Here is a 24,126-nt window from a genome sequence, read left to right as displayed (position 1 = left end):
CGGGGGGAATGACGCGCGATTCTTTCCCTCGGGCGCGAGTGGCGGCGGCGTTGCTGCCGCTCGCGGTCGGCTGTGCCGGGTCGCTCGCTTATTGGCCGGGCCTCGTCACCTGGGATTCGCTTCGCCAATACGGCCAGGCACTGAGTGGCGATTTCGACGACTGGCACCCGCCGGCAATGGAATGGATATGGCGGCAATTGCTGCCGATCGCGCACGGCCCCGCGCCGATGCTGATGCTGCAACTGGGGCTTTACGCGTTGGGCTTCGCGCTGCTGATCCTCGCGGCGGCGCGGGCGGGCCGGGGGTGGCGCGCGGTGGCGATCGGCTGCGTCGCGTTGCTGCCGCTATCGGTCGCGCTGATGGCGACGATCATCAAGGATAGCCTGATGACCGGCGCCCTGCTCGCGGCGGCGGGATTGTGTGCGTTCGCGGACCGACGAGCCACGGGCAAGGGGGCGATGCGCCTGATCGCCCTTGCGCTGCTGCTGTTTGCGTCCACGTTGCGCTTCAACGCGGTGTTCGCGACGTTGCCGCTCGCCTTGTGGAGCCTGCCTGAAGCATGGCGGGGGCGACCGGGGCGGCTGGTGGGGAGTGCGGCGTTGCTGCTCGCGCTGCTGGCCGCGGCGATGCCGCTCGCGAACCGGCTGACGGCCGCAAAGCCGAGCGGGGTGGAATTGTCACTGATAATCTTCGATCTCGGCGGTATCACGCGTTATTCGGGCGAGGATCAGTTCCCGCCGCTCGGGGTGGAACACGTGGTGGCGGTCAACCGGCATTGCTACACGCCGGTCAAATGGGACAGTTATGCCTGGTGGGTCGATGAGCCGTGCCCGATCGGCTTCGAACAGGTGCGGCGCGCCTTTGCGGCGCAACATATCGAGCCGCATCTGTTCTGGCTGGCGGCGATCCTGCGCCATCCGATCGCTTATGCCGAGCACCGGCTGGCGCACTGGAACATCGAGACGCGTTTCCTGACGCTCGATTCGGTCGACCGCCCGGTACAGGTCGCCGCGCCGCCGAATGAATGGGGTTTCGCGGTGGCGCCCAATGCGATCGTGCGTGCGGTCGATCGGCTGGCGTGCCTGAGCGGGGAGGCGCCGATCGGCTGGCCGTGCGTGTGGATCGCGGCGATGGCCGGGCTGCTGTGGGCGGGGCGCATCGGGTTTTCGACGCGGGTGCTGGCGTGGTCCGCGCTGCTTTACGCGCTGGGCTATGCGCCCCTCGGGGTGGCGGCGGAACTGCGATACTATCTGTGGACGATGATCGCCGGCGCGCTCGCGCTGGTGCTCGCGATGGGGGACTGGCGGGGTGAGGCGTCGCGCGCGATGTGGGCACGGCTGGTCACACCGCCGGTTGTGGTCGCGGTGATCGCGACCGGGTTTCGGGTGGTTTACGGCTAAGCCCGACGCGCAGAGGGGGCGCGGCGAGGTTCGACGCGGGAGTTAATCCCGCGCCGTCGGGCGGGTCGCGCTGCGACCCGCCGGCCGGGCTGCCCGTCTCGCGGATAGCTTCGCTATCCGCGTGCGGCCTGCGCCTTACTTGCTGCGTTCGACCTGCTCGAAATCGAGTTCGACCGGCGTGGCGCGACCGAAGATCGACACCGAAACCTTGACCTTCGATTTGTCGAAATCGAGTTCTTCGACGGTGCCGTTGAAGCTGGCGAACGGGCCGTCGAGCACCTTCACCGAATCGCCGATCTCGTAATCGATCTTCACCGAATGCTTCGGCGCGGCGGCGGCCTGGTCCTTCGAATTGAGCATCCGCGCGGCTTCCGCGTCGCTGATCGCCTGCGGCTTGCCGGACGAGCCGAGGAAGCCCGTCACGCGCGGCGTGTTCTTCACGAGGTGATATACGTCGTCGTTCATGCTGAGCTTCGCCAGCACATAGCCGGGCATGAACTTGCGCTCGACCGACACCTTCTTGCCGCGACGCGCCTCGGTGACCGTTTCGGTCGGCACCTCGATCTGCTCGACGAGTTGGGTGAGGCCGAGCCGCTCCGCCTCGGTCAGGATCGTATCGCGGACCTTGCCCTCGAAACCGGAATAAGCGTGGATGATGTACCAGCGCGCCATGTGCGTGAAACCCTGTCCCTTACTTCGCGAAGCTCAACAGGCCCTTCACGATCTGATCGAAGAGCGTGTCGATGCCGAGGAAGAACAGCGCGAGGAGCGTCGTCATAATCAAGACCATCACCGCCGTCATGACGGTTTCGCGCCGTGTCGGCCAGACGACCTTGCGGGTTTCAGCCTGAACCTGACGGATGAATTCGATCGGGGACGTCTTCGCCACTGTGCGTGCCTTCGCAAACGTGCCGAGCGAGGCATAGGCCCGCCACCGCTTCCCTGTCATCAGGGAAACGGTGAAGCCCGTCCTCGCTGTCGGATGGGTTGCGGAAATAGCGTCGCCTTCGCGCGAAGGCAAGGGGCGCGGCGGAAGCAATGCCGCGATGCTTCAAGTGGCTTGCGCCGGCGATCGCTTCACCGCATCGTCATCGCCCATGGCAACCGTAGCCGCCAGTTCCTATCCGCCGCCGCTCCTCGATGCCGCGATCGCGCTGCACGACGGGCAGCTTCACATCGCGGAGCCACTGCTCAAGCAATATCTGAAGCGCGATCCGTTCGATGCGCGCGCGATCCGGATGCTGGCCGAACTGGCCGGGCGCATCGGGCGCAACCGCGATGCGGAGAATTTGCTGCGCCGCGCGCTGGAGCTTGCCCCGGCATTCACCGCGGCACGCGCCAATCTCGCGCTGGTGCTGTATCGCCAGAATCGCGCGCCCGAGGCTCTGGCGGAACTGGACGAGTTGCTCGCGACCGAGCCGGATCATGTCGGCCACGCCAATCTGAAGGCTGCGGCGCTGGGCCGGCTCGGCGGGTTCGAGGAGGCGATCGGCCTGTACGAACGCGTGCTCGCCGCGGCGCCGCATCAGCCGAAGGTGTGGATGAGCTACGGCCATATGCTCAAGACGGTGGGGCGGCAGGCGGATGGCGTCACCGCCTATCGCCGCGCGATCGCGCTCCAGCCGACGCTGGGGGAGGCGTGGTGGAGCCTTGCCAACCTCAAGACGATGCGGTTCGAGGATGCGGATATCGCGGCGATGACGGCAGCGCGCGGCTCATTGGCCCTGGCGGAAGATGACGCGCTGCACCTCGATTTCGCGCTGGGCAAGGCGCTGGAGGATCGCGGCGCGGTGGATCAGGCGTTCGCGCATTATGCCGCCGGCAATGCTACACGGCGCGCGCAGACGGGCTATGACGCGTCCGTGATCGCGGCAAGGGTCGATGCGTCGATCACGCTGCTGACGCCCGCGTTCTTCGCCGAAAGGGCCGGCTGGGGCTGCCCGGCGGCGGACCCGATCTTCATCCTCGGTATGCCGCGCGCGGGATCGACGCTGATCGAACAGATCCTGTCGAGCCACAGCGCGGTGGAGGGGACGACCGAGCTTCCCGATCTTCCCGCGATGGTGCGCCGCGTGGCGGATTATCCGCACGGGCTTGCCAGCCTCACGCGGGCGCAGGCGGCTGAACTGGGCGAGGAATATCTCCGCCGCGCCGCGGTGCAGCGGCGCAGCGGACGACCGTTCTTCATTGATAAATTGCCGAACAACTGGCTGCATGTGCCGCTGATCCGGCTGATCCTGCCCAATGCGCGGATCATCGACGCGCGGCGCGATCCGCGCGCCTGCTGCTTTTCCAATTTCAAGCAGCATTTCGCGCGCGGGCAGTCGTTCAGCTACGCCCTCGACGATATGGGGCGTTATTATCGCGATTATGTGCGGCTGATGGCGCATCTAGACGCGGTGCAACCGGGGCGGGTTCATCGCGTGATCCACGAGCAGCTGGTCGATGCGCCGGAGGAGGGGATTCGCGGCCTGCTCGATCAACTTGGCCTGCCGTTCGAGGCTACCTGCCTTTCGTTTCACGAGACCGAGCGCGCGGTGCGCACCGCCAGTTCCGAGCAAGTGCGTCAGCCGATCTTTCGTGGAGGGGACACCGCCTGGCGCCCCTTCGCCGCGCATCTCGCGCCGCTTGAGGCGGCGCTGGGCGAGGTGATCGCCTGTTACCCCGAGGCGCCCGCCTTTTCGTAAGCGAAGCGCCGGTTGCGCTGGCCGCGATTATCGTTGGCGCCGAATAACGATCCCCGGCCGGACGTTGCAAATCTGCCACGCCGCATGAACTTCGTTCCGATCGTTCAAAAGTCGTGATTGACCTGCGCGCGCCATAGAAACACTCTCGCAACAAAATGATCGTGGGGGGGAGTGCGTGGCAAGTCTCAAGAGCCGCATCGCGATTTCGTTGCTTGCCTCAGCGGCGCTATCCGGCCCCGCCTTCGCGCAGGACGCCGATTCACCCTCTACTCGTGTATCCAGTGATGCGATGAGCGATATCATCGTCACCGCGCAGAAGCGTGACGAGAATATTCAGACCGTGCCGATTTCGATCCAGGCCTTGTCGACACGCAAGCTCGATCAGCTCAACATCTCGAATTTCAACGAATATACCCAGCTTTTGCCGTCGGTTGCTTTCCAGACATCGCAGCCCGGCGTGACCACCGTTTATATGCGTGGCGTTGCTTCGGGGGGCGATGGCAACCATTCCGGCTCGTTGCCCTCGGTCGGCAGCTATCTCGACGAACAGCCGGTGACGACGATCGGCGGCACGCTGGATATCCATATCTATGATATCGCGCGGATCGAAAGCCTATCGGGGCCGCAGGGCACGCTTTACGGCGCGTCGAGCGAAGCGGGCACGATCCGTATCATCACCAACAAGCCGGATACCGCCGGCTTTTACGGTCGTGTCGATGGTGAATTGAATACCGTCAACAAGGGCGGGGTCGGCGGCAAGCTGGAGGGGATGATTAACACGCCCTTCTCCGAAAACGTCGCGCTGCGCGTGGTCGGTTTCTACCAGAAGGACGCCGGCTATATCGACAATGTGGCGGGCACACGGACTTTCTGCGGCACACCCACCTATGATGACCACGGCCATATCAACGGCTGCATCAAGGACGGGTTCAGCGTCAACAACAACGCCCTGGTGAAGAAGGATTATAACGATACCGAAACCTGGGGCGGGCGCGCCGCGCTGAAGATTGATCTGGACAGCGACTGGACGGTCATGCCGACCGTGCTCTACCAGGAGCAGCGCAGCCATGGCAGCTATGGCTATGATCCGTCGCTGGGCGATCTCAAGGTGCAGCATTTCCTGCCCGAATATCGCCGTGATCGCTTCATTCAGGCCGCGCTGACGATCGAGGGCAAGCTCGGCAATTGGGACATCACCTATGCCGGCGCCTATCTCGATCGGCGGGATACGCAATCCAGCGACTATACCGATTATGCCGAAGCCTATGATTCGCTTTATCAATCGCACGGCGGGCTGGCGAATTACTTCTATTATCAGGATGCGCTCGGCAAGACGATCGTTCCGCTCCAGCAAGTGATCGGAACGGATCATTTCAAGAAGACCAGCCAGGAATTCCGTGTCGCCTCGCCAGCCACTCAATCGTTCCGCGTGGTGGCCGGTCTGTTCTACCAGCGGCAGTCGAACCTCATTCATCAGGATTATCGCATCGCCGGCCTTGGGCCTGATGTGTCGGTCAACGGCCATCCGGGCACCCTGTGGCTCACCCAGCAGGAGCGCATCGACAAGGATTATGCGATGTTCGGGGAGGCGAGCCTCGATCTCACCCCGACGCTGACCGCGACCGCCGGCGCGCGCGCCTATATCTATGACAATTCGCTGGTCGGCTTCTTCGGCTTCGGGCGCAATCCGGGCGTGGACGGGGCCGGCATCCCTTATAACGCGACGCCATATAACGCGGCGGGGAGTTCCCGTACCGGGGTCGCCGGGTGTTTCCTCACCAACGGCAGGACATTGCGGGATACGGTGGGCGACGGGCAGGTTCCGCCGCCGTTCGCGCCCGCCGCCGTTGCCGGTGCGCCGTGTACCAACCTCGCCAGTGTTTCCGGGACGGGGCTGATTCCGAAGCGGACGCAGGGGCAGGGCGCCACGTACAAATTCAATCTGACGTGGAAGCCCAACGATCAGTTCATGCTCTATGGCACGTGGTCGCGCGGGTTCCGGCCTGGCGGCATCAACCGCCGGGGCGACGTGCGGGATTATGCCGCCGATTTCCTGACCAATTATGAGATCGGCTGGAAATCGACGCTGCTTGGCGGGATGCTGCGTTTCAATGGCGCGATCTATCAGCAGAATTGGGATCAGTTCCAATTCGCCTTCCTCGGGCAGAACAGCTTCACGGTGATCGAGAACGGGCCGAGCGCGCGCATCCGTGGCGTCGAGATGGACGTGAATCTGTCAACCGGGCCGCTCACGCTAACCGCCGCCGGCTCGTACAACGATGCCCGGACCCGTCAGAATCTGTGCCTTCAGGCCGATCCTACCTTCACCTGCTCCGGGCTGACCGAAGCGGGCGATCAGAACCTCGTATCGGCGCCCAAGGGCACGCGCCTGCCGATTACGCCTGAATTCAAGATCACGGGCACGGCGCGATATGCCGTTCCGCTGGGCGACACGGTCAAAGGCTATGTTCAGGCGCTGGTGTCGCATCAAAGTTCCGCGGCGTCGGATATCCGGGCGGCGGTTTACCAGACGGGCACCGGCGCGATCATCAATCCCGCGGCGGAACTGGGGCGGCTGCGCGCCTATACCACCGGCAATCTCGCGCTCGGCGCGGAGATCGGCAGCAATTATACGATCGAGGTGTTCGCGCAGAATCTGTGGGATGTGCGCGGCGAAATCTCGCGCTTTCAGGAATGCGGATCGTGCGGGCAGCGGCCCTATATCGTGCCGATCACGCCGAGGACCATCGGCATCCGCGCCGGCGCGAAGTTCTAGGGGAGGAGCCTGGCGCATTTCGGTGCGCCAAGGTTTCGGGGGAGGACGGGGCGGCCACGCCCCGTTCTTTTCCGTTCGGGCGGCATCCGCGTTGTCGGTTACCGCTTACGCACTGACCCGAAATGAGGCGGCTGGGCTGGCGCTCTGATCCGATCGGAGACTTACGCCCCGCCTAACTCCCGCTTTACCCACGAACCTGCAGGATCGCGGCGGGAAAGGAAAAAGGCGCCGGGTCTAATCGGCGCCTTTTCAATTTCCTTGGGCGTCAGTGTATCAGGCGAACCGCACCTTGGCCGCGCGGCGGCGCATTGCAGCGCCGACCAGGCCGAAGCCCGCGATCATCATCGCCCAGGTGGCGGGTTCGGGAACGGCGCCCGCGACGGCGGAAACCGAGCCGGACGTGAGGTAGCGATTGTAGCCCTTTTGCGTTTCGCTGGTGGTCTGGTTCAGCGCGGTGCCGGTCGAGGTGAGCGGGCTGTTGAAGAATAGGTTGAGCTTCGCTTTCGGGAACGTCGCGGACAAGCCCTGGGTGGCGTTCCAGAACAGCGAGGTCGCGTTGCCGAGCGTGTAGGTCGTCCCGGTGAAGTTGCCATAGGGCCAGCCGTTGTTGGTGGACGACGTGATCGAGAAGCCGATAAGCGTGGCGAGATCGTCGCTCGTGGTGAACGAGCCGGACAGCGTTCCGCCGTCGACGAGCGTTACATTGTTGAGATTGAACACCACCGCAGCCGAAGCGGGAGCCGCCATGCCAATCATGGCAACGCTCGAAAGGGCTGCGGCAATTGCCAACTTACGCATTCAAAATCCCCGTATTTTCCATCCAACGCCAAACGACGAATCGCTTCGTCTCGTTGGATCGTGCTGCCGTAGCGGCAAGGTTTGGCGACCAACAGTCCGTTAACTACGCATCTTTCAGCGCGTCCCAGATCGGAACAGTAATTGCCATGCTGACCCGGAAACGAGGATTTGCCGCCCCTCCAGCGGCGGATGTGCGCGGGCGGCCAGAACGGCACACCATGCCACCAACGTCGCAATTTCAAGAGAGACTGGCAGGGGAGCTCGGATTCGAACCGAGGGCCTTCGGTTTTGGAGACCGACGCTCTAACCAGCTGAGCTACACCCCTACGAGCGCTCGCCACTAACGCGGCGCGGCGGTGGCCGCAATAGGGGAGAATGAAACTGCGCGCGCAATATCGCGCGGCGATTGGATCGGCGGACCGCCAGGCCGATCAGGCGGCGGCATAAGCGTCTGGCCGATGGCGACCGGCGAGCGCGCGCGCTTCCTCCACCGGCAGCGGGCGACCGAAGTAGAAGCCCTGAATCTTGGAGCAGCCCAGTTCGCGAATCATATTCAGTTCCGCTTCGGTCTCGACGCCTTCCGCCGTGGTCGCCATGCCGAGGCTTCGGGCGAGCGCCACCACGGCGCAGATGATCGCCAGCGCCTCCGGAACGCCGCGCGACGCGCCCTGGACGAAGCTGCGGTCGATCTTGATCGACGAAAATCGCGTGCGGCTGAGATAGCCGAGCGAGGAATAGCCGGTGCCGAAATCGTCCAGGCTGAGCCGCACGCCCATGTCCAGGATATTCTCCAGCACCTTCACCGCGCCCGTGCCCTCGCGCATGAAGACGCTTTCGGTCACCTCCAGCTCAAGCCTGTTGGGTGAAATACCCGAGGTTGCAAGCGCCTGCGCGACGACGGCGGCGAAATTGGGGTTGTGCAATTGCTCGGGCGATACGTTCACCGCGATCCGGATATCGTCCGGCCAGCGCGCCGCTTCGGCGCAGGCGGTGCGAACCACCCACTCGCCGATCGGGCCGATCAATCGCGCTTCTTCCGCGAGCGGCACGAATTTGGCCGGGCTGACCATGCCGAATTGCGGGCTGTGCCAGCGCAGCAGCGCCTCGAATCCGGTGAGCCGCCCGGTCGTGGTTTCCACCACGGGTTGATATTGCAGGTGCAGTTCGCCGCGTTCGAGCGCGGTGCGCAGCGCGATCTCCAATACGCGGCGCTCCTCCGCCTCGACGTGCAGTTGCGGTTCGTAGCTGTGAAACGCGCCGCCCCCGGCATCCTTGGAGCGATAAAGCGCAAGATCGGCTGAGCGAATGAGATTCTCGGCGGTGCGCCCGTCGCGTGGCGAGGTCGCGACGCCGACCGAGGCGCCGATCCATAGGGTGTGCTGGTCGATCTCATAGGGGCGGGACAATGTCTCGATGATCGTTCGCGCCAATTGTTCGACGCGGCTGGTATCGCCCGCGTCGCGGATCACGACCGCGAATTCGTCACCGCCGAGCCGCCCGACCATCTCGTTCGCGGTGACAAGCTGCGCCAGCCGTTCCGATACGCGCCCGAGCAGCCGGTCTCCGATCGGATGACCGAGCGTATCGTTGACCGCCTTGAACCGATCGAGGTCGATCATCATGAACGCTGAGCGCGATCCCCATTTCTCGGCTTCGGCCAGCGCCTTGCCCAATGCTTCGTTGACGAGCAGGCGATTGGGTAGCCCGGTGAGCGCATCGAAGCGCGCCATGCGATTGATCTTGTCGGCGGTGGTGCGCTGCTCCGTCACATCGGAGCCGACCCCGCGGAAGCCGATGAAATCGCCGCGATCGTCATAGCGCGGGCTGGCGGCGATCTCCCACCAGCGCTGCTCGCCGTTCACCGTCACCGGCAGCGTGAGATCGCGAAAGCTCTCGCGGTTCTTCAGCCTTTCCGCGAGCTGGCGTAGCGCCGGCGAGAAATTGCCCGAATCCCACGAAGGCCCGGCGAGCACCTGAAGCAGCGGCATCCCCTCGATCGAATGGGCGGACGTGCCAAGCGCGGTCGCGAAGCGCGTGGTGCCCCTGACGATGCGGCGCTGCACATCGGTTTCCCACAGCCAGTCCGATCCGGTATCGGTATCCTCGAATTCGCGGAGCAGCAGGCTGACGGTTTCGTCGCGCTCGGTGAGTGTCAGTTCCGATCCGCGCAGCAGGACAAGCGCCCGCGCGCGCGAAACGCAGGCGATAATCAGGATCGCGGCGAACAAGACGGCGCCCGCCGCGCCGACATAGACGTGCATGATGACGAACGCCGTTGCCACCGCCAGCGCCACGCCGCCGATGAAGCCAAGCGCCGCAAGCACCAGTGGCGCCATCGCGATCGCGGCGGCGGACATCAGCACCGACAGCACCATCCACAGCGCGAGCGCGGTCATCGCGTTGCTGAGCGGCCCGAACAGCAGGATCGGAATGCTCCACACCAGCGCCAGTGCCGCGCCTTCGAAGCCGGTGCCGCGCAAATCACCGACGCTGGCGAGGGCGTCGGGCTGCGGGCTGGTCCGCAATCGGCGTACCGCGACTATCGTTGCGACGAGCGCGACGGCGATGCCCCACGCTCCAAGCCACGATTGCTGGACGTGTCGGGCAAAGAGCATGACGACGACCGCTGCGCCGACCAGATTCGTACCGAGCATGAACAGCGCGAGTTGCCGCCCGGCATGAAGGGTGGCGCCACGAATCCGCGCCCAGGCCGCCGCGTCATTGCCTTCGGACAGGCCAAGCAGCGGCCCGAGCGGGACAGCCGGATGACGGACGGTGGGAGGAGGCGCGTTGCTCACGTCCCCCCGATTACGCGATCAGGGGTTGATTAATCGTTTCCGCGGGCGTGCTTCCGGGATGGCGCTTCCGCCTCGTGCTATCCCCGCTCAGGCGGCGATCGCATAGGGCTTGATCTCGCCGGACAGATACAGGTTGCGTGCCTTGGCGCGGCTGAGCTTGCCCGAGCTGGTGCGCGGCAAAGTGCGCGGCGGGATCAGTTCGATGACGCAATTCATGCCGGTCACCGCGCGCACGCGATCGCGAATCTCGTCGCGCAGTCGGCTGCGCTCGGCATCGTCGGAGGTGCGGCATTGCACGAGCACCGCGGGCGTCTCCTCCCCGCCGGGCGTCGTGATCGCGAAGGCGGCGATATCGCCCTGCTTGAAGCCGGGAAGCTGCTCCACCGCCCATTCGATGTCCTGCGGCCAGTGATTGCGGCCGTTGACGATAATCATGTCCTTGGCGCGACCGACGATATAGATGTAGCCATCGGACAGATAGCCCATGTCCCCGGTGTCGAGCCAGCCGTCCTTCATGCACGCGTCGGTCGCTTCCTCGTCGCGGAAATAGCCGACCATCACCGACGGGCCGGCGCACCACACCTTGCCGATCGCGCGCTCGGGAAGGGGCGTGCCGTCCTCCTCCCGGATCTCGATCGCCATATCGCGCACCGGCTTCCCGCAATTGACGATCGCGCGATAGCGTTGCGGGCGATCCTGCCCGGTGGGGACGCCGGAAAGCTGCGTTTCCTCAACCAGTTCGACGCGGATGCCCTCGCCGGGTGGCATGATCGACACCGCCAGCGTCGCTTCGGCGAGGCCATAGCTCGGCAGGAAGGCGCTCGCCTTGAAGCCGGCATCGGCAAAGGCATCGACGAAGCCCTGCATCACGTCCGGCCGGATCATGTCCGCGCCATTGCCGGCGAGCCGCCAGCGCGACAGATCGAAGCGATCCGATGCGCGCGTCTGGCTGGAGATGCGGCGGGCGCAAATGTCATAGCCGAAGGTCGGCGAATAGCTGATCGACGTGCCCTGGTTGCGGCTGATGAGATCGAGCCAGGCGAGCGGGCGGCGGGCGAAATCCTCCGTCTTCAGATAGTCGGTCGAAACCTGGTTCGCGATCGGCGACAGGAAGCAGCCCACCAGCCCCATGTCATGATACCATGGCAGCCAGGAGATGCAGCGGTCGCTGTCGGTCAGCTGCATCCCGTGCGAATGCGCCGCGAGATTGTTGAGCAACGCGTGGTGCGTGATCGCGACTCCGTGGGGAAAACGCGTCGAGCCGCTGGAATATTGCAGATAGGCGATATCATCGCCGCGTGCTTCCGGCAGCGCCACGGGCACGGCTTCGGTCGCGAGCAGGTCGCTCCAGTCCACGCCGCGCACGCCGCAGCCCTCCGCTGCCGCGCCCGCCATGCCGGCAAGCTCGGGCGGGTAGATCAGCATCACGGGATCGCAGCTCGAAAGCTGGACGCTGAGTTGGTCGATATAGGATTCCTTGCCGCCGAACGATGTCGGCAGCGGCAGCGGCACCGGCCAGGCGCCCGCATATACGGTGCCGAAAAACAGCGCGGCGAACTCGGCCCCGGTTTCCGCGACCAGCGCGACACGATCGCCCGGCGCGATTCCCGCGGCCATCAGGCGCCATGCCGCCGCCTTGGCGTCTTGTTGCAACTCGGCGAAGGGATAAGCGCGGGTCAAGGTGCCGCGTGCGTCATGAAAATTCAGCCCGCGCTTGCCCTGCGCCGCATAATCCAGCGCTTCGCCGAGCGTCGCGAAATCCGCGAAGCGGCGGGGCAGCGCATCGTGCGTGGCGGTCGGATCGAGGGTAGTCATTCCAATTCTTAACCTTTCGCGCGCCGCTTGCCAGGCGCAAGCTCGCTCAATGGCAGCTTTTACGCGCCCTGCGCGTTTAAATTCGTGCGTCAGTGTGGCAACAACATGGCCGTGCCTTCCGAACGTCGCCCGCCGCGCCCGCTGAATGCGGCCACGCTCGATCAACTGGCGCTGCGTTATGTCGAACGATTTGCGACAACGCGCGGCAAGCTGGCCGATTATCTGCGCCGTAAGATCCGCGAGCGCGGATGGGAAGGGGATACGGTTGAGCCGGCGGTGGTTGCCGAGCGGATGGCGGCGCTCGGCTATGTCAATGACCGGAGTTTCGCCGAAATGCGCGCGGCGGCGCTCGCCCGGCGCGGTTATGGCGGGCGGCGGGTGGCCGAGGCTTTGCGGGCGGCGCACGTCGGCGAAGGCGATGCGGCGATCGCGCTCGAACCGGCGGCGGAGCGGTCGCTCGATATCGCGCTCGCCTTCGCCCGCCGTCGCCGCTTCGGCCCGTGGGCGAAGGCCGCGCCCGATGATCGGCTGCGTGAGCGGCAGGTGGCCGCGATGGTGCGCGCCGGCCACGCCCCCGCGCTCGCCCGGCGGATCGTCGTCGCCCCTCCCGGCGTGCCATTCGAGGGCGAGGAATGACGCAAAAGTCACGGTTGGGCTGTTGTACGAAACTACATCCATGCTAGCGTAACGACTATCCGGGGGGGATTACATAATGTGCGTAGCGACATGCCTCGCGATGTAGATGACCGCGAACAGGATATGAGTGTGGCCGGCGCCGAACACGGCGTGCGGATTTCGGGCACGCTCAAATGGTTCGACGTAACGCGCGGTTTCGGTTTTCTGGTGCCCGATTCCGGCGACACCGGCGATGTGTTGATCCATTTCAGCGTGCTCCAGTCGCTTGGCCGGCGCAGCCTGCCCGAGCGCGCGCGCCTTGAGGTTGTCGCGCTGAAGCGCGACCGGGGGTTCCAGGCGATCGAAATCCTGTCGCTCGATCTGTCGCAGGCGACGGAGCCTAGCGCGCCGCGCGATCCGGCCCGCGTCGATCCGGCGACATTGATCGAGGATGCCGGCGAATGGGAGCCGGTTCTGGTGAAATGGTTCAACCGGCTGAAGGGCTATGGCTTCCTGGTGCGGCCGGGGGGCGATCAGGATATATTCGTCCATATGGAAACCCTGCGTCGCGCCGCGATCCATGAGGTCGAGCCGGAGCAGAAGCTGCGCGCGCGCGTTATTGACGGGCGCAAGGGGCCATTGGCGGTGATTGTCGGCGCTGCGCTGGAGGATTGAAATGTTGCGTATCCTCGCTGCGGCGATGTTGATGGCGCTCGTTCCGGCATGTTCGTCGGGCGACGCCTTCGGCAGCGGCGGCGCGGCGAATGCTGCCGACGGCGAGGACGCGGCGAACCGCGTGACGGTGACGATCGAGGGGGCGAACGGCAGCCACGTCTTTCACGTCGAAGTGGCGCGGACCGAGGAGGAGCAGGCGCGCGGCCTGATGTTTCGCAAGGATATTCCGAAGGATGGCGGGATGCTGTTCGCGCCTTATCCCGCCGCCGGGGGGGGACCGAAGCCGGCGAGCTTCTGGATGAAGAACACGCCAAGCTCGCTCGATATCCTGTTCATCCGTGCCGATCACAGCATCGCGCGGCTGACCGAGAATACCGTGCCGTTTTCCGAGGCGCCGATTCCCTCGGGCGAGCCGGTTGCGGCGGTGCTGGAAATCAACGCCGGGCGCGCCGCCGAGTTGGGCATAAACGAGGGCGATAAGGTGACGTGGGGCAAGTAACCCCGGTTGAAGCGCGCCGCCTTCGCGGGTAAGCGCGACTGCATGGGCATCAATCTGAACCCGTTCACCTGGTGGAACGGCGCTACCATCGGCACCTGGTTTGGCTTGCGCGGGAAATCGCGCATGGGCGAGGATTCGCTCGGCAATGTCTATTATGAAGGCGGCGCCGACACGAGCGGCCAGCCGCGCCGCTGGGTGATCTATAACGGCGCGAACGACGCCAGCCGCGTGCCGCCAGACTGGTTCAGTTGGCTCCACCACCACGTCGATGACGTGCCCGATCGCGCGCTGCCAGCGCCGCGCCGCTGGGAAAAGCCCGCGCTGCCGAACATGACCGGCACCGCGCTTGCCTATCGTCCGCCGGGTGCGCTGGAAAAGGGCGGTGTCCGCGCCGCCGCGACCGGCGACTATGAAGCGTGGAGCCCGGAGGCGTGAAGCGTGCGCTGGCGGCGGGCGCGCTTGTCGCCGCGCTGGCCGGCATTGGCCTCTGGCAGGGAAGCCGTTGGCTCACCGACGCCGCTGCCTCGCAGAAATCCGCAGCACCCGCCGCAACTCAGGCGGTTCCCCCGCCGCGTGCGGATGCCGCGAATGGTGTCACTTCCGTCGATGGCGGGGATCAGGCGGTCGACGCGGGCACGACGCCGATGGCCGAGCGAGTCGCGGTGATCGGCATCCTCAACAAGCGCAATGGCGTCAGCCGCGAATTGACGATGAAGCCGGGGCAGGCGCTGCGCGTCGGCGATACGATCGTGCGGCTGCGCGCCTGTGAGCGCACCGCGCCGTGGGAGCAGGAACAACTGACCGGCGCCTTCGTCCAACTGGACGTGAAGGGCGTGGACAAGGCGTGGCGGCGGGCCTTTTCGGGCTGGCTGTTCAAGGAGCGTCCGGCGCTCAACGTGGTGCAGCACCCGGTTTACGACGTGTGGGCCAAGAGCTGCACGATGTCCTTCCCGGCGAAGGGGCCGGATACCGATGTGATCGCGGCCTCCACCGCGAAGAAATCCACAGCGTCCGCGCCCGGCGACTCGGCGAGTGCGGATGCCGACGCGCCCGTCACGGAAACCAGCCCGGCCAGCGCCTCGCCAAGCAACACCATGTAATCGGCGCGATCAATTTCCACCGCGCCGAGCGAGGCGAGGTGATCGGTCATGAACTGGCAATCGAGCAGGGTGAAGCCACCGGCGCGCAGCCGCGCGACCAGCGCGGCGATCGCCACCTTGGAGGCATCGGTCGCGCGGCTGACCATGCTTTCGCCGAAAAAGGCGCGGCCAAGTGCGAGGCCGTACAGGCCGCCCGCCAGTTCGTCGCCATCCCAGCATTCGATCGAATGGGCGTGGCCACTTTCGTGCAATTTGAGGAAGGCCTGTTCGATCGAGCGATTGATCCAGGTTTCCGGTCGATCGCTCGCCGCTTCCGCGCATAGCCGGATGATCGCCGGGAAATCGCGGTCGACCGTGACGCGAAAGCGATCGGCGAGCACGGTCTTGCGCAGCGATCGCGAGAGGTGAAAACCGTCGAGCGGCAGAATCGCGCGGCGGCGCGGCTCGACCCAATAGACGCCGGGCGCGTCACGGCCATCGGCCATCGGGAAAACCCCGACCGAATAGGCGCCAAGCACCATCGCCGGATCGAGCCGTTCGTAATTCAGAAAGCGAGTCGTCGCTCGATCCTCTGCCAGATGTCGAGAAAGGCGGCGGCGGCAGCCGAGCGCGGCGCCGCCTCGCCAACCGCGCGATGCGCGGCGGAAGCGGTCTCCACCACGCTTGCCATCGGGATCACCGGCCATTCGGATCGCGCCGCGATCATGTCCAGATGCATCCGCCGGCGGCGATCGACCATCGCATGGACCGGCAGGGTAGCCGTGCGACCGCCGAGATGCCGCTCGACCTCGTGATAAGCCCGCTGCGCGAGGGGGGAGGGGAGGACGGGGATCACGATCAGATCGGCGGCACGCGCGACCTGTTCCGCCGTTTCGGTCAGCCCCGGCGGGCAATCGAGGATCACGCAATCATAATCGCCCAGCCCGGCGATCAATTTGCTCAGCCGCTTCTTCTTGTCCATCTCCCGCAATTGATGATCGAGATCGCGCAACGAGGCGTCGGCGGGCAGCAGATCGAGTCGCGCGGTGCCGGTCGGCCGGATCAGGCGGTGGGCATCCACTTCGCGCGAGAAGGCCGCCTGCGCGCGATCGCGTTTCCCTTCACGACCGAGGATCCAGCTTGCCGCCGCCTGCGGATCGAGATCCCATAGCAGGGTGCGGCGCGACGATCGCGTCGCCGCGCACCAGGCGAGATTGGCGGCCAGCGTTGTTTTCCCGACGCCGCCTTTCAGGCTGTAAACCGCGATCGTCGTCATGTGCCGAACGTGCCGCGCGACGCGGCGCGTGGCAAGTCGCGCCGCTAATTAAAAGGGCCGGCGCAACGCGTGCGCCGGCCCGGAAAAATGGGTGATTCGCGGAGAATCAGGATTTGCAGGTCTGCGAGCCCTTGCCCGGCTGATCCAGCGTGATGTGCGCGGTGTCGCCGGTCAGCTTCCAGCCGCCCTCCGCGACCAGCGGCTCGCCGTCCTTCGCCGCCTTCAGCACGGTCGGCGTGGCATCCTTCTTGGCCTTCACGAACACCTGCTTGTTACCCTGGAAGAAGGTGACATAAACGAGGCTGTTGTCCTTGCAGCGGAAGGTCTTTTCCGCCTTGATCGACGGCGGCAACTCGATCGTGCCCTTGTTGGCGAGTTCGGCCGCCATCGGATCGGGATTGATGTCGATCACTTCGGGCTTTTCCGGCTTCGAATTGCAGGCGGAAAGTACGAGCAGCGCGGTGGCGGCAGGGAGGAGGATGAGGCTCTTCATAACATCGTGACGCCATACGCCCGATGCCGCCTCCGTCAAGGCGGCAAACGGTTTCATATGCAATTTTATATCCTTCGCGCCGCCGCGACGGCGAGAGCCAATTCGGATGCGCGTGGCGATTGCCCCGGCATCAGCCGGGCTATGCACGCTTAAAGCGCAAGCGTGGTTGCCGTGCTCGCCCGGCGGGCGCATCTAGTGCGACATGCTTACCGCTCCCGACACCCTCGCGCTCATCGGCAACACCCCGCTCGTCCGGCTGAAAGGGCCGAGCGACGCAACCGGATGCGATATCTTCGGCAAGTGCGAATTCGCCAATCCCGGCGCCAGCGTGAAGGATCGTGCCGCGCTGTTCATCGTCGAGGATGCGGAGGCGCGCGGCCAGTTGCAGCCCGGCGGCACCATCGTGGAGGGCACGGCGGGCAACACCGGGATCGGGCTGGCGCTGGTCGCCAATGCGAAGGGCTATCGCACGATCATCGTGATGCCGGATACGCAATCCAAGGAGAAGATGGATACGCTGCGCGCGCTCGGCGCCGAACTGGTGACCGTTCCGGCGGCGCCTTATTCGAATCCCTGCCATTTCGTGCACACCTCGCGCAGGATCGCGGAGGAAACGCCGGGCGCGGTCTGGGCCAATCAGTTCGACAATATCGCCAATCGCAAGGCGCATATCGTGGGCACGGCGGAGGAAATCTGGGCGCAGATGGATGGCCGGGTCGATGGATTCACCTGCGCGGTCGGCACCGGGGGGACGCTCGCCGGGGTCGGCATGGGGTTGAAGGCCAAGGACGAGAAAGTGGTGGTCGCGCTCAGCGATCCCCATGGCGCCGCGCTCTATGAATATTATGCGCATGGCGAATTGAAGGCGGAGGGCAATTCGGTCGCCGAGGGGATCGGGCAGGGGCGGATCACCGCCAATCTGGAGGGCGCGCCGATCGACGCGCAATATCGCATCCCCGATCAGGAAGGGCTCGATTGGGTCGAGCGGCTGCTGCGCGATGAAGGGCTGTGCCTTGGCCTGTCCTCAGGCATCAATGTCGCGGGCGCGGTGCGGCTGGCGCGTGATCTGGGGCCGGGAAAACGGATCGCAACGATATTGTGTGATACGGGTTTTCGTTATCTTTCCACGCTTTATAACCCGGAATGGCTGGCGGCGAAGGGGCTGGAGCGCCGCTGACCGGCGCCACATTCGACATTCGCTCGACAAAGCGTTAGTCTGTCGGGACGGATGAAGACCGAAATATCAACAGCCAGCCATACGATGCAGCGCGTGCGCGTGGGACTGATTGGTCTCGCAGCGGTGGTGTTGCTGATCGGCCTCGCCAGCGCGATTTTCAGCGCGGCCAGCCAGGAGCGCCCGGTCGCGGCGATCGACTCGCCCAAGGCGGATGCGATCGCCAACATGACGCTCGCGAACAATAATCTGCCCGCGACCGCGCCCAATGAGCCGCTCGCGGAACTCGGCGTGGCGCCCGCCACCGCCAATGGCGCCGCCCCAGCCGCGCCACACCAGTGATATTGACCATGTCTATCGCAAAATCGCCGGGGAAATCCGGGGAGCGAGCGGGGATTCGCCGCTTCTCCCCGGATTCGGTGGGTCAGATCGTGCGAACGAACGTGGAACGTGCGTGGTGCGCGGCGGGTGATTCAGGAGGAAAGCCACCCGGCTGACCCCTATTTCCCCGAATTTCCCCAGATTTCCCTTCCCATCCCCGAGTGGCCCTGATATCAATCAGAGCTGCAGAGGGGCGGACTCGCTGTTTCTTATCTTCGCGACTGCCGGGATGGCCGGATGGGCCGTTTCGCGGACCGGAGAGGCGCGTCCGTTGCGGGCGAGGTGGGCGTGTCGGACAGGGTCGACTATCAGGGAAAGGGGATCGCACTCGTTGACGATAAGTCGCGGGTCGCCATTCCCAACACCTTGCGCACCATGCTCGCGAAAAACTCCCCGCGTGATGACGGCAAGGATGGCGGCACCGTTGTCATCGCGCCGCATCCCGAGCATCGCTGCCTGATCGCTTATGATCCGCGTTTCGTGCCGCTCTGGAAGGAGCGGCTCGCGCGGCTCGATGCCGCCCAGTTCGAGAAGACCGGGCGCACCGATTACAATATCCTCGATCGCGCCGGTGGCGCGGAGCCGTTGCCGTTCGATGGCAGCGGGCGTTTCATCATGCCCGCGTTCGAGCGCAAATATGCGCGGATCGACAATCTGGCCGTTTTCTTTGGATCGTTCGACTGGATCACGATCTGGAGCCCGAAGGTTCTGATCGAAACGCCGACGATCGAGCCGTTCCTCAAGGAATATGTCGAGTTCGCGTGTGAGGAAAAGGGGTATGCGCTGTGACCGCCCGCGCAGAGCCCCATGTCCCCGTGCTGCTCGACGAAGTGCTCGCCGCGCTTACCCCCAGGCGCGGCGAGACCGTGGTTGATGCGACGTTCGGCGCGGGCGGCTATACCCGTGCGCTGCTTGCGACGGGCGCGCGTGTCTTCGCGTTCGACCGCGATCCCGATGCGATCGAGCGGGGCAGGGCGCTGGAAGCATCAGAAGCCGGCCTGATCCTCGTGCCGGCCGAATTTTCCGCCCTGGCCGGCGAGCTTCAGGCGCGTGATGTGCCGCCGGTCGATGGCGTGGTAATGGATATCGGCGTCTCGTCGATGCAACTCGACCAGCCCGAACGCGGCTTCTCCTTCCAGGGGGATGGCCCGCTCGACATGCGCATGTCGCAATCGGGGCCGTCGGCGGCTGATTTCCTCAACACCGCCGATGAAGCGGCGATCGCCGACGTGCTGTGGCGTTATGGCGAGGAGCCGCGCTCGCGCCGGGTTGCCAAGGCGATCGTGGCGGCGCGTCCGCTCGCCACGACCGGCGAGTTGGCGCAGGTCGTGCGCCGCGCGCTGGGGCATCGCCCGCATGACAAGAAGGATCCCGCGACGCGCGCGTTCCAGGCGATCCGCATCCATGTGAACCGCGAGCTTGAGGAACTGGCACGCGGCCTCGCCGCCGCCGAGCGCGTGCTGGCGCCGGGCGGGCGGCTTGCGGTCGTTACCTTTCACAGCCTCGAGGATCGGCTGGTGAAACGATTTCTGCGCGAGCGGAGCGGGGCGATGCCAGCCGGGTCGCGGCATCGCCCCGAAGCGCGCGACGCGCGGGCACCGAGTTTTGAGCCGGCGGCGAAGGCGGTGCGCCCGACCGCGGCTGAAGTGGCGCGTAACCCTCGGGCGCGTTCGGCGACGTTGCGCATGGCGCGGCGCACCGCCGCGGCACCGTGGGATGGCGTCGGGTTTGTGGAGGCGTAACATGGCAGCGACTTATCGGTTGAAGGGTCTGGGTTGGTTCGGCGGCGTGGTGATCGTGTCGCTGGGCTTCTATCTCGTCTCGCTTCAGGTCGCCGCCGAGCGCAAGCGGCTGGAGCAGCTCAACGGCCGGATCGGCGTCGCGCAGCGTGATATCCGCGCGCTGGAGACCGAGTTTGACGTTCGCTCGAACCTGACCCAGCTTGAGCGCTGGAACGGCGATACGCTGGCGCTGGCTTCGCCCACCGCCGGGCAGTTCGTGCGCGACGAGGGGCAACTCGCGTCGATCAGCTTCGATCACGCCGCGCCGATGCCGGGTCAGCAGCAGGGCGCGATCCGCACCGCCGCGCTGGTCGTTCCGTCGCTGCCGTCGCCGGTCGCGCCGGCGCAGGCGATAGATGAGGCGCCCGCCGTCGCGCGCCCGGCTGCGCTGGTGAAGGTCGCGGCCCGCCCGGTTGAGGCGAGCGCGCCGAAGCTCACCGCCGCGGTGGTGATGCGCACCGCCGCCGCCGATCCCGCGCCGGTGGCGGAATCGCGCAAGGGCAAGGCGGTGGCGATGCTCGACAGGTCGCTGCTGAGCGATACGACGCTCGGCGATCTGGCAAGCGGCGCGCGAGCCGAGGCACGGCGGCTACGTTGACAACGCTGGTCGCGCGCCCTGCCCGATCGGTAAAAGCCAGCGAGCAGCGGCACGCGCTGCTTGCAACGCAGCACATGCGCCTGATGATGCTGATGCTGCTGTTCGTCGCGGCGGTCACCGTGGTCGCCGGGCGGCTCGTATGGCTCGCGATCGAGGGTAGGCCGGCGCGCGCCGCGATTCTGGGGCCGGCGCCGCGCGGCGATATCGTCGATCGCAACGGCGAGCCGCTGGCGCGCACGATCGAGGCATGGGCGATCGGCGTTCATCCCGATCGGCTGCTCGGCGATCGCAGCATGATCGCGCAGCGGCTGGCGGATCTGATGCCTGATATCGGCAACCAGCCGTGGTTTTATGCGCAGATCACCAAGAAGGTGCCCTTCACCTATCTCAACCGCCGCGCCAGCCCCGCGCTGGTCGAGGCGGTGAACGCGATCGGCGAACCGGGCGTCGTTTTCGAACGACAGACGCAGCGGCTCTATCCGCAATCGACGATGGCCGCCCATGCGCTGGGCTTCCTCTCCACCGAGGGGAAGGCGATGAGCGGGATGGAGCGCGCGCTCGACGCGCGGCTGACCGATCCCGTGCAAGGCGCGACCCCGGTGGCGCTGTCGATCGACAGCCGCGTCCAGGCGGCGATGGAAAGCGAACTCGGCCGCGCGATGGGGGAAATGCAGGCCAAGGGCGCCGCCGGCATCGTGATGGACGCGCATACCGGCGAAGTGATCGCGATGGTATCGCTGCCGCTGTTCAATCCCAACCGCGTCGGCATGGCGGGCACCGAGGAACTGCGTAATAACGTCACCCAGTCGGTTTACGAACTCGGCTCCACCTTCAAGCCGATCGCGATGGCGGCCGCGATTGATTATGGCGTCGTCACCGACATGAGCCGGCGCTTCGATGCGACGGTGCCGTTGAAGGTCGGCGGGTTCACGATCCACGATGATCGCGGGCACGAGCAGAAACGCTGGCTCAACATACCGGAAACATTGATCTATTCATCGAATATCGCCACCGCCCGGATCGCCGACATGGTGGGCGCGGCGCGGATGCAGGATATGTTCCGCAAGCTCGCTTTCGATCACCGGCCCGATATCGAACTGGTCGAGAAGGCGCGGCCCTTGTGGCCCAGCTTCTGGGCGCGAACCACGGTGATGACCACCGCCTATGGCCACGGCATCGCGGTGACGCCGCTGCATCTTGCCAGCGCCTATGCCGCGATGGTCAACGGCGGGGTCTGGCATCCGCCCACATTGCTCCGGATCGCGCCGGGCCAGCAGCCCAGGGGGCGCCGCGTGCTGAAGCAATCGACGAGCGATCGTATGCGCCAGCTTCTTCGCCTGATCGTGCTCGATGGCACCGGGCGGCGCGGCGAGGCGCCCGGCTATCGCGTCGGCGGCAAGACTGGCACCGCCGAGGTGGCGCAGCGCGGCGGCTATGCCCGCAACGTCAACGTCTCCACCTTCGCGGCGGCTTTCCCGATGGATGCGCCGCGCTATGTGGTGATCGCCATGATGGATTCCCCCAAGCGCGTGCAGGCCAATTCGTTTCAAACCACCGCGGCCTTTACCGTCGCGCCCGTGGTGAGCCGCGTCATCAGCCGTACCGGCGCGTTGCTCGGCGTGATCCCCGACGATCACCGCGATATCGACGAAAGCGATTTGAACCCATTGCTGTGGAAGGCGCCGGGCAAGAAGGAAGAAAAGGGGAGCGCCGAATGAGGCTGGGTCAACTCATCGGCGGAGACGAGGCCGCGCAGGTGACCGGCTTCGCGATAGATCATCGCAAGGTCGCGCCGGGCACGATCTTCGGCGCGTTCGAGGGGCAGCGCGTGAACGGGGAGGATTTCATCCCCGCCGCGGTGGCTGCCGGCGCGATCGCCGTCGTCGCGCGGCCGGAGGCGCGGGTCGAGGGCGCGCGGCATATCGCGTCCGCCAATCCACGTGCCGCTTTCGCCGCGCTGGCGGCGCGATTCTTCGCCCCCTTCCCCGAAACGGCGGTGGCGGTCACCGGCACCAACGGCAAGACCTCCACCGTGGAGATGACGCGTCAGTTGTGGCGCATGGCCGGGCACAACGCCGCGTCGATCGGCACGCTCGGTGTAGCCACCGCGGATGATCGGGTGACGACCGGGCTCACCACGCCCGATGTGGTGACGTTCCTGTCCAATGTCGGCGGGTTGGCGCGCGAGGGCGTCACCCATCTGGCGTTCGAGGCATCGAGCCACGGGCTCAGCCAGTATCGCACCGAGGGCGTGCCGGTGACGGCGGCGGCCTTCACCAATCTGAGCCGCGATCACCTCGACTATCATGGAGACATGGCGGCCTATTTCACCGCCAAGCTGCGCCTGTTCGCCGAAGTGCTGGCGGATGAGGGAACCGCGGTGGTGTGGGTGGACGATCCGCAATCCGAGCGGGTGATCGACCTCGCCCGTGCGCGGCGCAACGGGCTGATTACCGTGGGCGAGCATGGCGACACGCTGCGGCTGGTGTCACGCGATCCCACCTTGCTCGGGCAGGGGCTGGTGATCGCCGCCGATGGTCGCGAGCATAAGGTGACGCTGCCGCTGATCGGCGCCTATCAGGCCGCCAATGCGCTGGTGGCGGCGGGGCTGGTGATCGCGACCGGCGGGGATGTCGCGACGACGATCGCCAATCTCGGGCGGCTTCAGCCGGTGCGCGGGCGGCTGGAACGTGCCGCGATCGCGGCATCGGGCGCGCCGATCTATGTAGATTACGCGCATACGCCGGACGCGCTGGCCGCCGCGATCGCGGCGCTGCGCCCGCACGTCTCCGGGCGGCTGATCCTGGTATTCGGCGCGGGCGGGGATCGCGATCATGGCAAGCGCGAGCCGATGGGGCAGATCGCCGCCGCGCAGGCCGATGTGGTGATCGTGACTGACGATAATCCGCGTACCGAAAATCCCGCCGTGATCCGCGCCGAGGTGTTGGCCGGGGCGCCCGGCGCGATCGAGATCGGCGATCGTCGCGCGGCGATCGCGCGGGCGGTGGGCATGGCCGCCGCCGCCGATATCGTGCTGATCGCCGGCAAGGGGCATGAACAGGGGCAGATCGTTGGCGATCTCGTCCTGCCGTTCGATGATGTGACTGTCGCAAGGGAGGTAGCGTGAAAAGGAAGATCAACATTCCCGTCCGTCCGTTCGCCCAGGCCGATGGCGAAAAACGACCGCGCGAACGCCGCAAGCTCGGGCTGCGGTATGAACTGGTCAGCGGCGAAACGGTGAGCGGGCTGCGTTGACGCGGCGGACTTGCCTTTTCGGGGTG

At 65.8% G+C, this 24,126-nt stretch carries 23 protein-coding genes, 1 tRNA gene and 1 pseudogene; 16 read left to right on the top strand and 9 right to left on the bottom strand.

Going from position 1 to position 24,126, the window contains the following annotated elements; genetic code table 11:
• The first annotated feature begins 8 nt into the window (after positions 1-8).
• A complete protein-coding gene (locus Q0316_RS17585; protein WP_298674672.1) occupies positions 9-1,400 on the top strand; it encodes a hypothetical protein in 1,392 nt (463 codons plus the stop codon).
• Between the two features lie 135 nt (positions 1,401-1,535).
• On the opposite strand, the gene nusG is transcribed toward Q0316_RS17585, so the two are convergent.
• Positions 1,536-2,072, bottom strand: a complete 537-nt coding sequence (gene nusG / locus Q0316_RS17580; protein WP_298674670.1) for a transcription termination/antitermination protein NusG — start codon at positions 2,070-2,072, stop codon at positions 1,536-1,538.
• 19 nt (positions 2,073-2,091) lie between these two features.
• A complete protein-coding gene (gene secE / locus Q0316_RS17575; protein ID WP_298674755.1) occupies positions 2,092-2,289 on the bottom strand; it encodes a preprotein translocase subunit SecE in 198 nt (65 codons plus the stop codon).
• 208 nt (positions 2,290-2,497) lie between these two features.
• Here secE and Q0316_RS17570 point away from each other — a divergent pair, with 208 nt between their 5' ends.
• Together Q0316_RS17570 and Q0316_RS17565 are read left to right on the top strand one after the other, a co-directional pair.
• Complete coding sequence (locus Q0316_RS17570; protein WP_298674667.1) at positions 2,498-4,087, top strand: tetratricopeptide repeat-containing sulfotransferase family protein; 1,590 nt, start codon at positions 2,498-2,500, stop codon at positions 4,085-4,087.
• 289 nt (positions 4,088-4,376) lie between these two features.
• Positions 4,377-6,863, top strand: coding sequence for a TonB-dependent receptor (locus Q0316_RS17565; RefSeq protein ID WP_298674664.1), 2,487 nt, complete (start codon positions 4,377-4,379; stop codon positions 6,861-6,863).
• Between the two features lie 273 nt (positions 6,864-7,136).
• Here the strand turns inward: Q0316_RS17565 and Q0316_RS17560 are convergent, their stop codons facing one another.
• The 4 genes from Q0316_RS17560 to Q0316_RS17545 form a co-directional block, all read right to left on the bottom strand.
• Positions 7,137-7,610: a PEPxxWA-CTERM sorting domain-containing protein gene (locus Q0316_RS17560; protein WP_298674661.1), complete on the bottom strand. Its 474-nt coding sequence runs from the start codon at positions 7,608-7,610 to the stop codon at positions 7,137-7,139.
• A gap of 300 nt (positions 7,611-7,910) precedes the next feature.
• Positions 7,911-7,987 (bottom strand) — tRNA-Trp (locus Q0316_RS17555).
• A 105-nt stretch (positions 7,988-8,092) separates the two neighbouring features.
• Entirely contained in the window at positions 8,093-10,459 is a 2,367-nt protein-coding gene (locus Q0316_RS17550; RefSeq protein ID WP_298674659.1) for an EAL domain-containing protein, read from the bottom strand.
• Positions 10,460-10,546: 87 nt separating this feature from the next.
• Positions 10,547-12,274, bottom strand: coding sequence for a fatty acyl-AMP ligase (locus Q0316_RS17545; protein ID WP_298674657.1), 1,728 nt, complete (start codon positions 12,272-12,274; stop codon positions 10,547-10,549).
• Positions 12,275-12,379: 105 nt separating this feature from the next.
• Between Q0316_RS17545 and Q0316_RS17540 the strand changes: the two genes are divergently transcribed.
• The 5 genes and pseudogenes from Q0316_RS17540 to Q0316_RS19765 form a co-directional block, all read left to right on the top strand.
• Positions 12,380-12,910 (top strand): RecX family transcriptional regulator, encoded by a 531-nt coding sequence (locus Q0316_RS17540; protein WP_298674655.1) that lies wholly within the window; start codon positions 12,380-12,382, stop codon positions 12,908-12,910.
• 123 nt (positions 12,911-13,033) lie between these two features.
• Positions 13,034-13,564, top strand: a complete 531-nt coding sequence (locus Q0316_RS17535; protein WP_298674653.1) for a cold shock protein — start codon at positions 13,034-13,036, stop codon at positions 13,562-13,564.
• Between the two features lies 1 nt (position 13,565).
• Positions 13,566-14,063 (top strand): DUF192 domain-containing protein, encoded by a 498-nt coding sequence (locus Q0316_RS17530; RefSeq protein ID WP_298674651.1) that lies wholly within the window; start codon positions 13,566-13,568, stop codon positions 14,061-14,063.
• A 42-nt stretch (positions 14,064-14,105) separates the two neighbouring features.
• On the top strand, positions 14,106-14,498 hold the full coding sequence (locus Q0316_RS17525) for an NADH:ubiquinone oxidoreductase subunit NDUFA12 (protein ID WP_298674649.1): 393 nt from the start codon (positions 14,106-14,108) through the stop codon (positions 14,496-14,498).
• Between the two features lie 209 nt (positions 14,499-14,707).
• Positions 14,708-14,941 (top strand): annotated as a pseudogene (locus tag Q0316_RS19765) (DUF2155 domain-containing protein); the annotation flags it as partial.
• A 35-nt stretch (positions 14,942-14,976) separates the two neighbouring features.
• Here Q0316_RS19765 and aat read toward each other — a convergent pair.
• The 3 genes from aat to Q0316_RS17505 all read right to left on the bottom strand — a co-directional run bounded on the left by aat (position 14,977) and on the right by Q0316_RS17505 (position 16,911).
• Positions 14,977-15,684 carry a leucyl/phenylalanyl-tRNA--protein transferase gene (gene aat, locus Q0316_RS17515; RefSeq protein ID WP_298674647.1) on the bottom strand — a complete coding sequence of 236 codons (708 nt, stop codon included), beginning with the start codon at positions 15,682-15,684 and terminating at the stop codon, positions 14,977-14,979.
• A 23-nt stretch (positions 15,685-15,707) separates the two neighbouring features.
• Positions 15,708-16,418: a ParA family protein gene (locus Q0316_RS17510; protein ID WP_298674645.1), complete on the bottom strand. Its 711-nt coding sequence runs from the start codon at positions 16,416-16,418 to the stop codon at positions 15,708-15,710.
• A 106-nt stretch (positions 16,419-16,524) separates the two neighbouring features.
• Positions 16,525-16,911, bottom strand: coding sequence for a hypothetical protein (locus Q0316_RS17505; RefSeq protein WP_298674643.1), 387 nt, complete (start codon positions 16,909-16,911; stop codon positions 16,525-16,527).
• A 202-nt stretch (positions 16,912-17,113) separates the two neighbouring features.
• Between Q0316_RS17505 and Q0316_RS17500 the strand changes: the two genes are divergently transcribed.
• From Q0316_RS17500 to Q0316_RS17465, 8 genes are all read left to right on the top strand, one after another.
• Complete coding sequence (locus tag Q0316_RS17500) at positions 17,114-18,088, top strand: cysteine synthase A (protein ID WP_298674641.1); 975 nt, start codon at positions 17,114-17,116, stop codon at positions 18,086-18,088.
• A gap of 99 nt (positions 18,089-18,187) precedes the next feature.
• Complete coding sequence (locus Q0316_RS17495) at positions 18,188-18,427, top strand: hypothetical protein (RefSeq protein WP_298674639.1); 240 nt, start codon at positions 18,188-18,190, stop codon at positions 18,425-18,427.
• A 276-nt stretch (positions 18,428-18,703) separates the two neighbouring features.
• Entirely contained in the window at positions 18,704-19,255 is a 552-nt protein-coding gene (locus Q0316_RS17490) for a division/cell wall cluster transcriptional repressor MraZ (protein WP_298674637.1), read from the top strand.
• A complete protein-coding gene (gene rsmH, locus Q0316_RS17485) occupies positions 19,252-20,208 on the top strand; it encodes a 16S rRNA (cytosine(1402)-N(4))-methyltransferase RsmH (RefSeq protein ID WP_298674636.1) in 957 nt (318 codons plus the stop codon). Before Q0316_RS17490 ends, rsmH begins: the two co-directional genes overlap by 4 nt.
• A 1-nt stretch (position 20,209) precedes the next feature.
• Positions 20,210-20,845, top strand: a complete 636-nt coding sequence (locus Q0316_RS17480; protein ID WP_298674634.1) for a hypothetical protein — start codon at positions 20,210-20,212, stop codon at positions 20,843-20,845.
• The gene (locus Q0316_RS17475; protein WP_298674632.1) at positions 20,842-22,563 is read left to right on the top strand and encodes a penicillin-binding protein 2; all 1,722 of its coding nucleotides are present in this window, start codon (positions 20,842-20,844) and stop codon (positions 22,561-22,563) included. The genes Q0316_RS17480 and Q0316_RS17475 overlap by 4 nt, the downstream gene beginning before the upstream one ends.
• Positions 22,560-23,972 (top strand): UDP-N-acetylmuramoyl-L-alanyl-D-glutamate--2,6-diaminopimelate ligase, encoded by a 1,413-nt coding sequence (locus Q0316_RS17470; RefSeq protein WP_298674630.1) that lies wholly within the window; start codon positions 22,560-22,562, stop codon positions 23,970-23,972. Before Q0316_RS17475 ends, Q0316_RS17470 begins: the two co-directional genes overlap by 4 nt.
• Positions 23,969-24,100 carry a hypothetical protein gene (locus Q0316_RS17465; protein WP_298674629.1) on the top strand — a complete coding sequence of 44 codons (132 nt, stop codon included), beginning with the start codon at positions 23,969-23,971 and terminating at the stop codon, positions 24,098-24,100. Before Q0316_RS17470 ends, Q0316_RS17465 begins: the two co-directional genes overlap by 4 nt.
• The last annotated feature ends 26 nt before the right edge of the window (positions 24,101-24,126 follow it).

Source organism: uncultured Sphingomonas sp. (assembly GCF_937871615.1).
Taxonomy (GTDB): domain Bacteria; phylum Pseudomonadota; class Alphaproteobacteria; order Sphingomonadales; family Sphingomonadaceae; genus Sphingomonas.
This window is presented reverse-complemented; position numbering and strand designations above follow the sequence as displayed.

Bases quoted from the DNA above. Each gene is read 5' to 3' on its own strand.
- Q0316_RS17500 (WP_298674641.1), top strand. From the start codon at position 17,114: ATGCTTACCGCTCCCGACACCCTCGCGCTCATCGGCAACACCCCGCTC.
- Q0316_RS17490 (WP_298674637.1), top strand. From the start codon at position 18,704: ATGGGCCGTTTCGCGGACCGGAGAGGCGCGTCCGTTGCGGGCGAGGTG.
- Q0316_RS17545 (WP_298674657.1), bottom strand. From the start codon at position 12,274: ATGACTACCCTCGATCCGACCGCCACGCACGATGCGCTGCCCCGCCGC.
- Q0316_RS17585 (WP_298674672.1), top strand. From the start codon at position 9: ATGACGCGCGATTCTTTCCCTCGGGCGCGAGTGGCGGCGGCGTTGCTG.
- nusG (WP_298674670.1), bottom strand. From the start codon at position 2,072: ATGGCGCGCTGGTACATCATCCACGCTTATTCCGGTTTCGAGGGCAAG.
- Q0316_RS17470 (WP_298674630.1), top strand. From the start codon at position 22,560: ATGAGGCTGGGTCAACTCATCGGCGGAGACGAGGCCGCGCAGGTGACC.
- aat (WP_298674647.1), bottom strand. From the start codon at position 15,684: ATGGTGCTTGGCGCCTATTCGGTCGGGGTTTTCCCGATGGCCGATGGC.
- Q0316_RS17510 (WP_298674645.1), bottom strand. From the start codon at position 16,418: ATGACGACGATCGCGGTTTACAGCCTGAAAGGCGGCGTCGGGAAAACA.
- Q0316_RS17525 (WP_298674649.1), top strand. From the start codon at position 14,106: ATGGGCATCAATCTGAACCCGTTCACCTGGTGGAACGGCGCTACCATC.
- Q0316_RS17570 (WP_298674667.1), top strand. From the start codon at position 2,498: ATGGCAACCGTAGCCGCCAGTTCCTATCCGCCGCCGCTCCTCGATGCC.
- Q0316_RS17505 (WP_298674643.1), bottom strand. From the start codon at position 16,911: ATGAAGAGCCTCATCCTCCTCCCTGCCGCCACCGCGCTGCTCGTACTT.
- Q0316_RS17480 (WP_298674634.1), top strand. From the start codon at position 20,210: ATGGCAGCGACTTATCGGTTGAAGGGTCTGGGTTGGTTCGGCGGCGTG.
- Q0316_RS17535 (WP_298674653.1), top strand. From the start codon at position 13,034: ATGAGTGTGGCCGGCGCCGAACACGGCGTGCGGATTTCGGGCACGCTC.
- Q0316_RS17560 (WP_298674661.1), bottom strand. From the start codon at position 7,610: ATGGCGGCTCCCGCTTCGGCTGCGGTGGTGTTCAATCTCAACAATGTA.
- Q0316_RS17530 (WP_298674651.1), top strand. From the start codon at position 13,566: ATGTTGCGTATCCTCGCTGCGGCGATGTTGATGGCGCTCGTTCCGGCA.
- Q0316_RS17540 (WP_298674655.1), top strand. From the start codon at position 12,380: ATGGCCGTGCCTTCCGAACGTCGCCCGCCGCGCCCGCTGAATGCGGCC.
- Q0316_RS17565 (WP_298674664.1), top strand. From the start codon at position 4,377: ATGAGCGATATCATCGTCACCGCGCAGAAGCGTGACGAGAATATTCAG.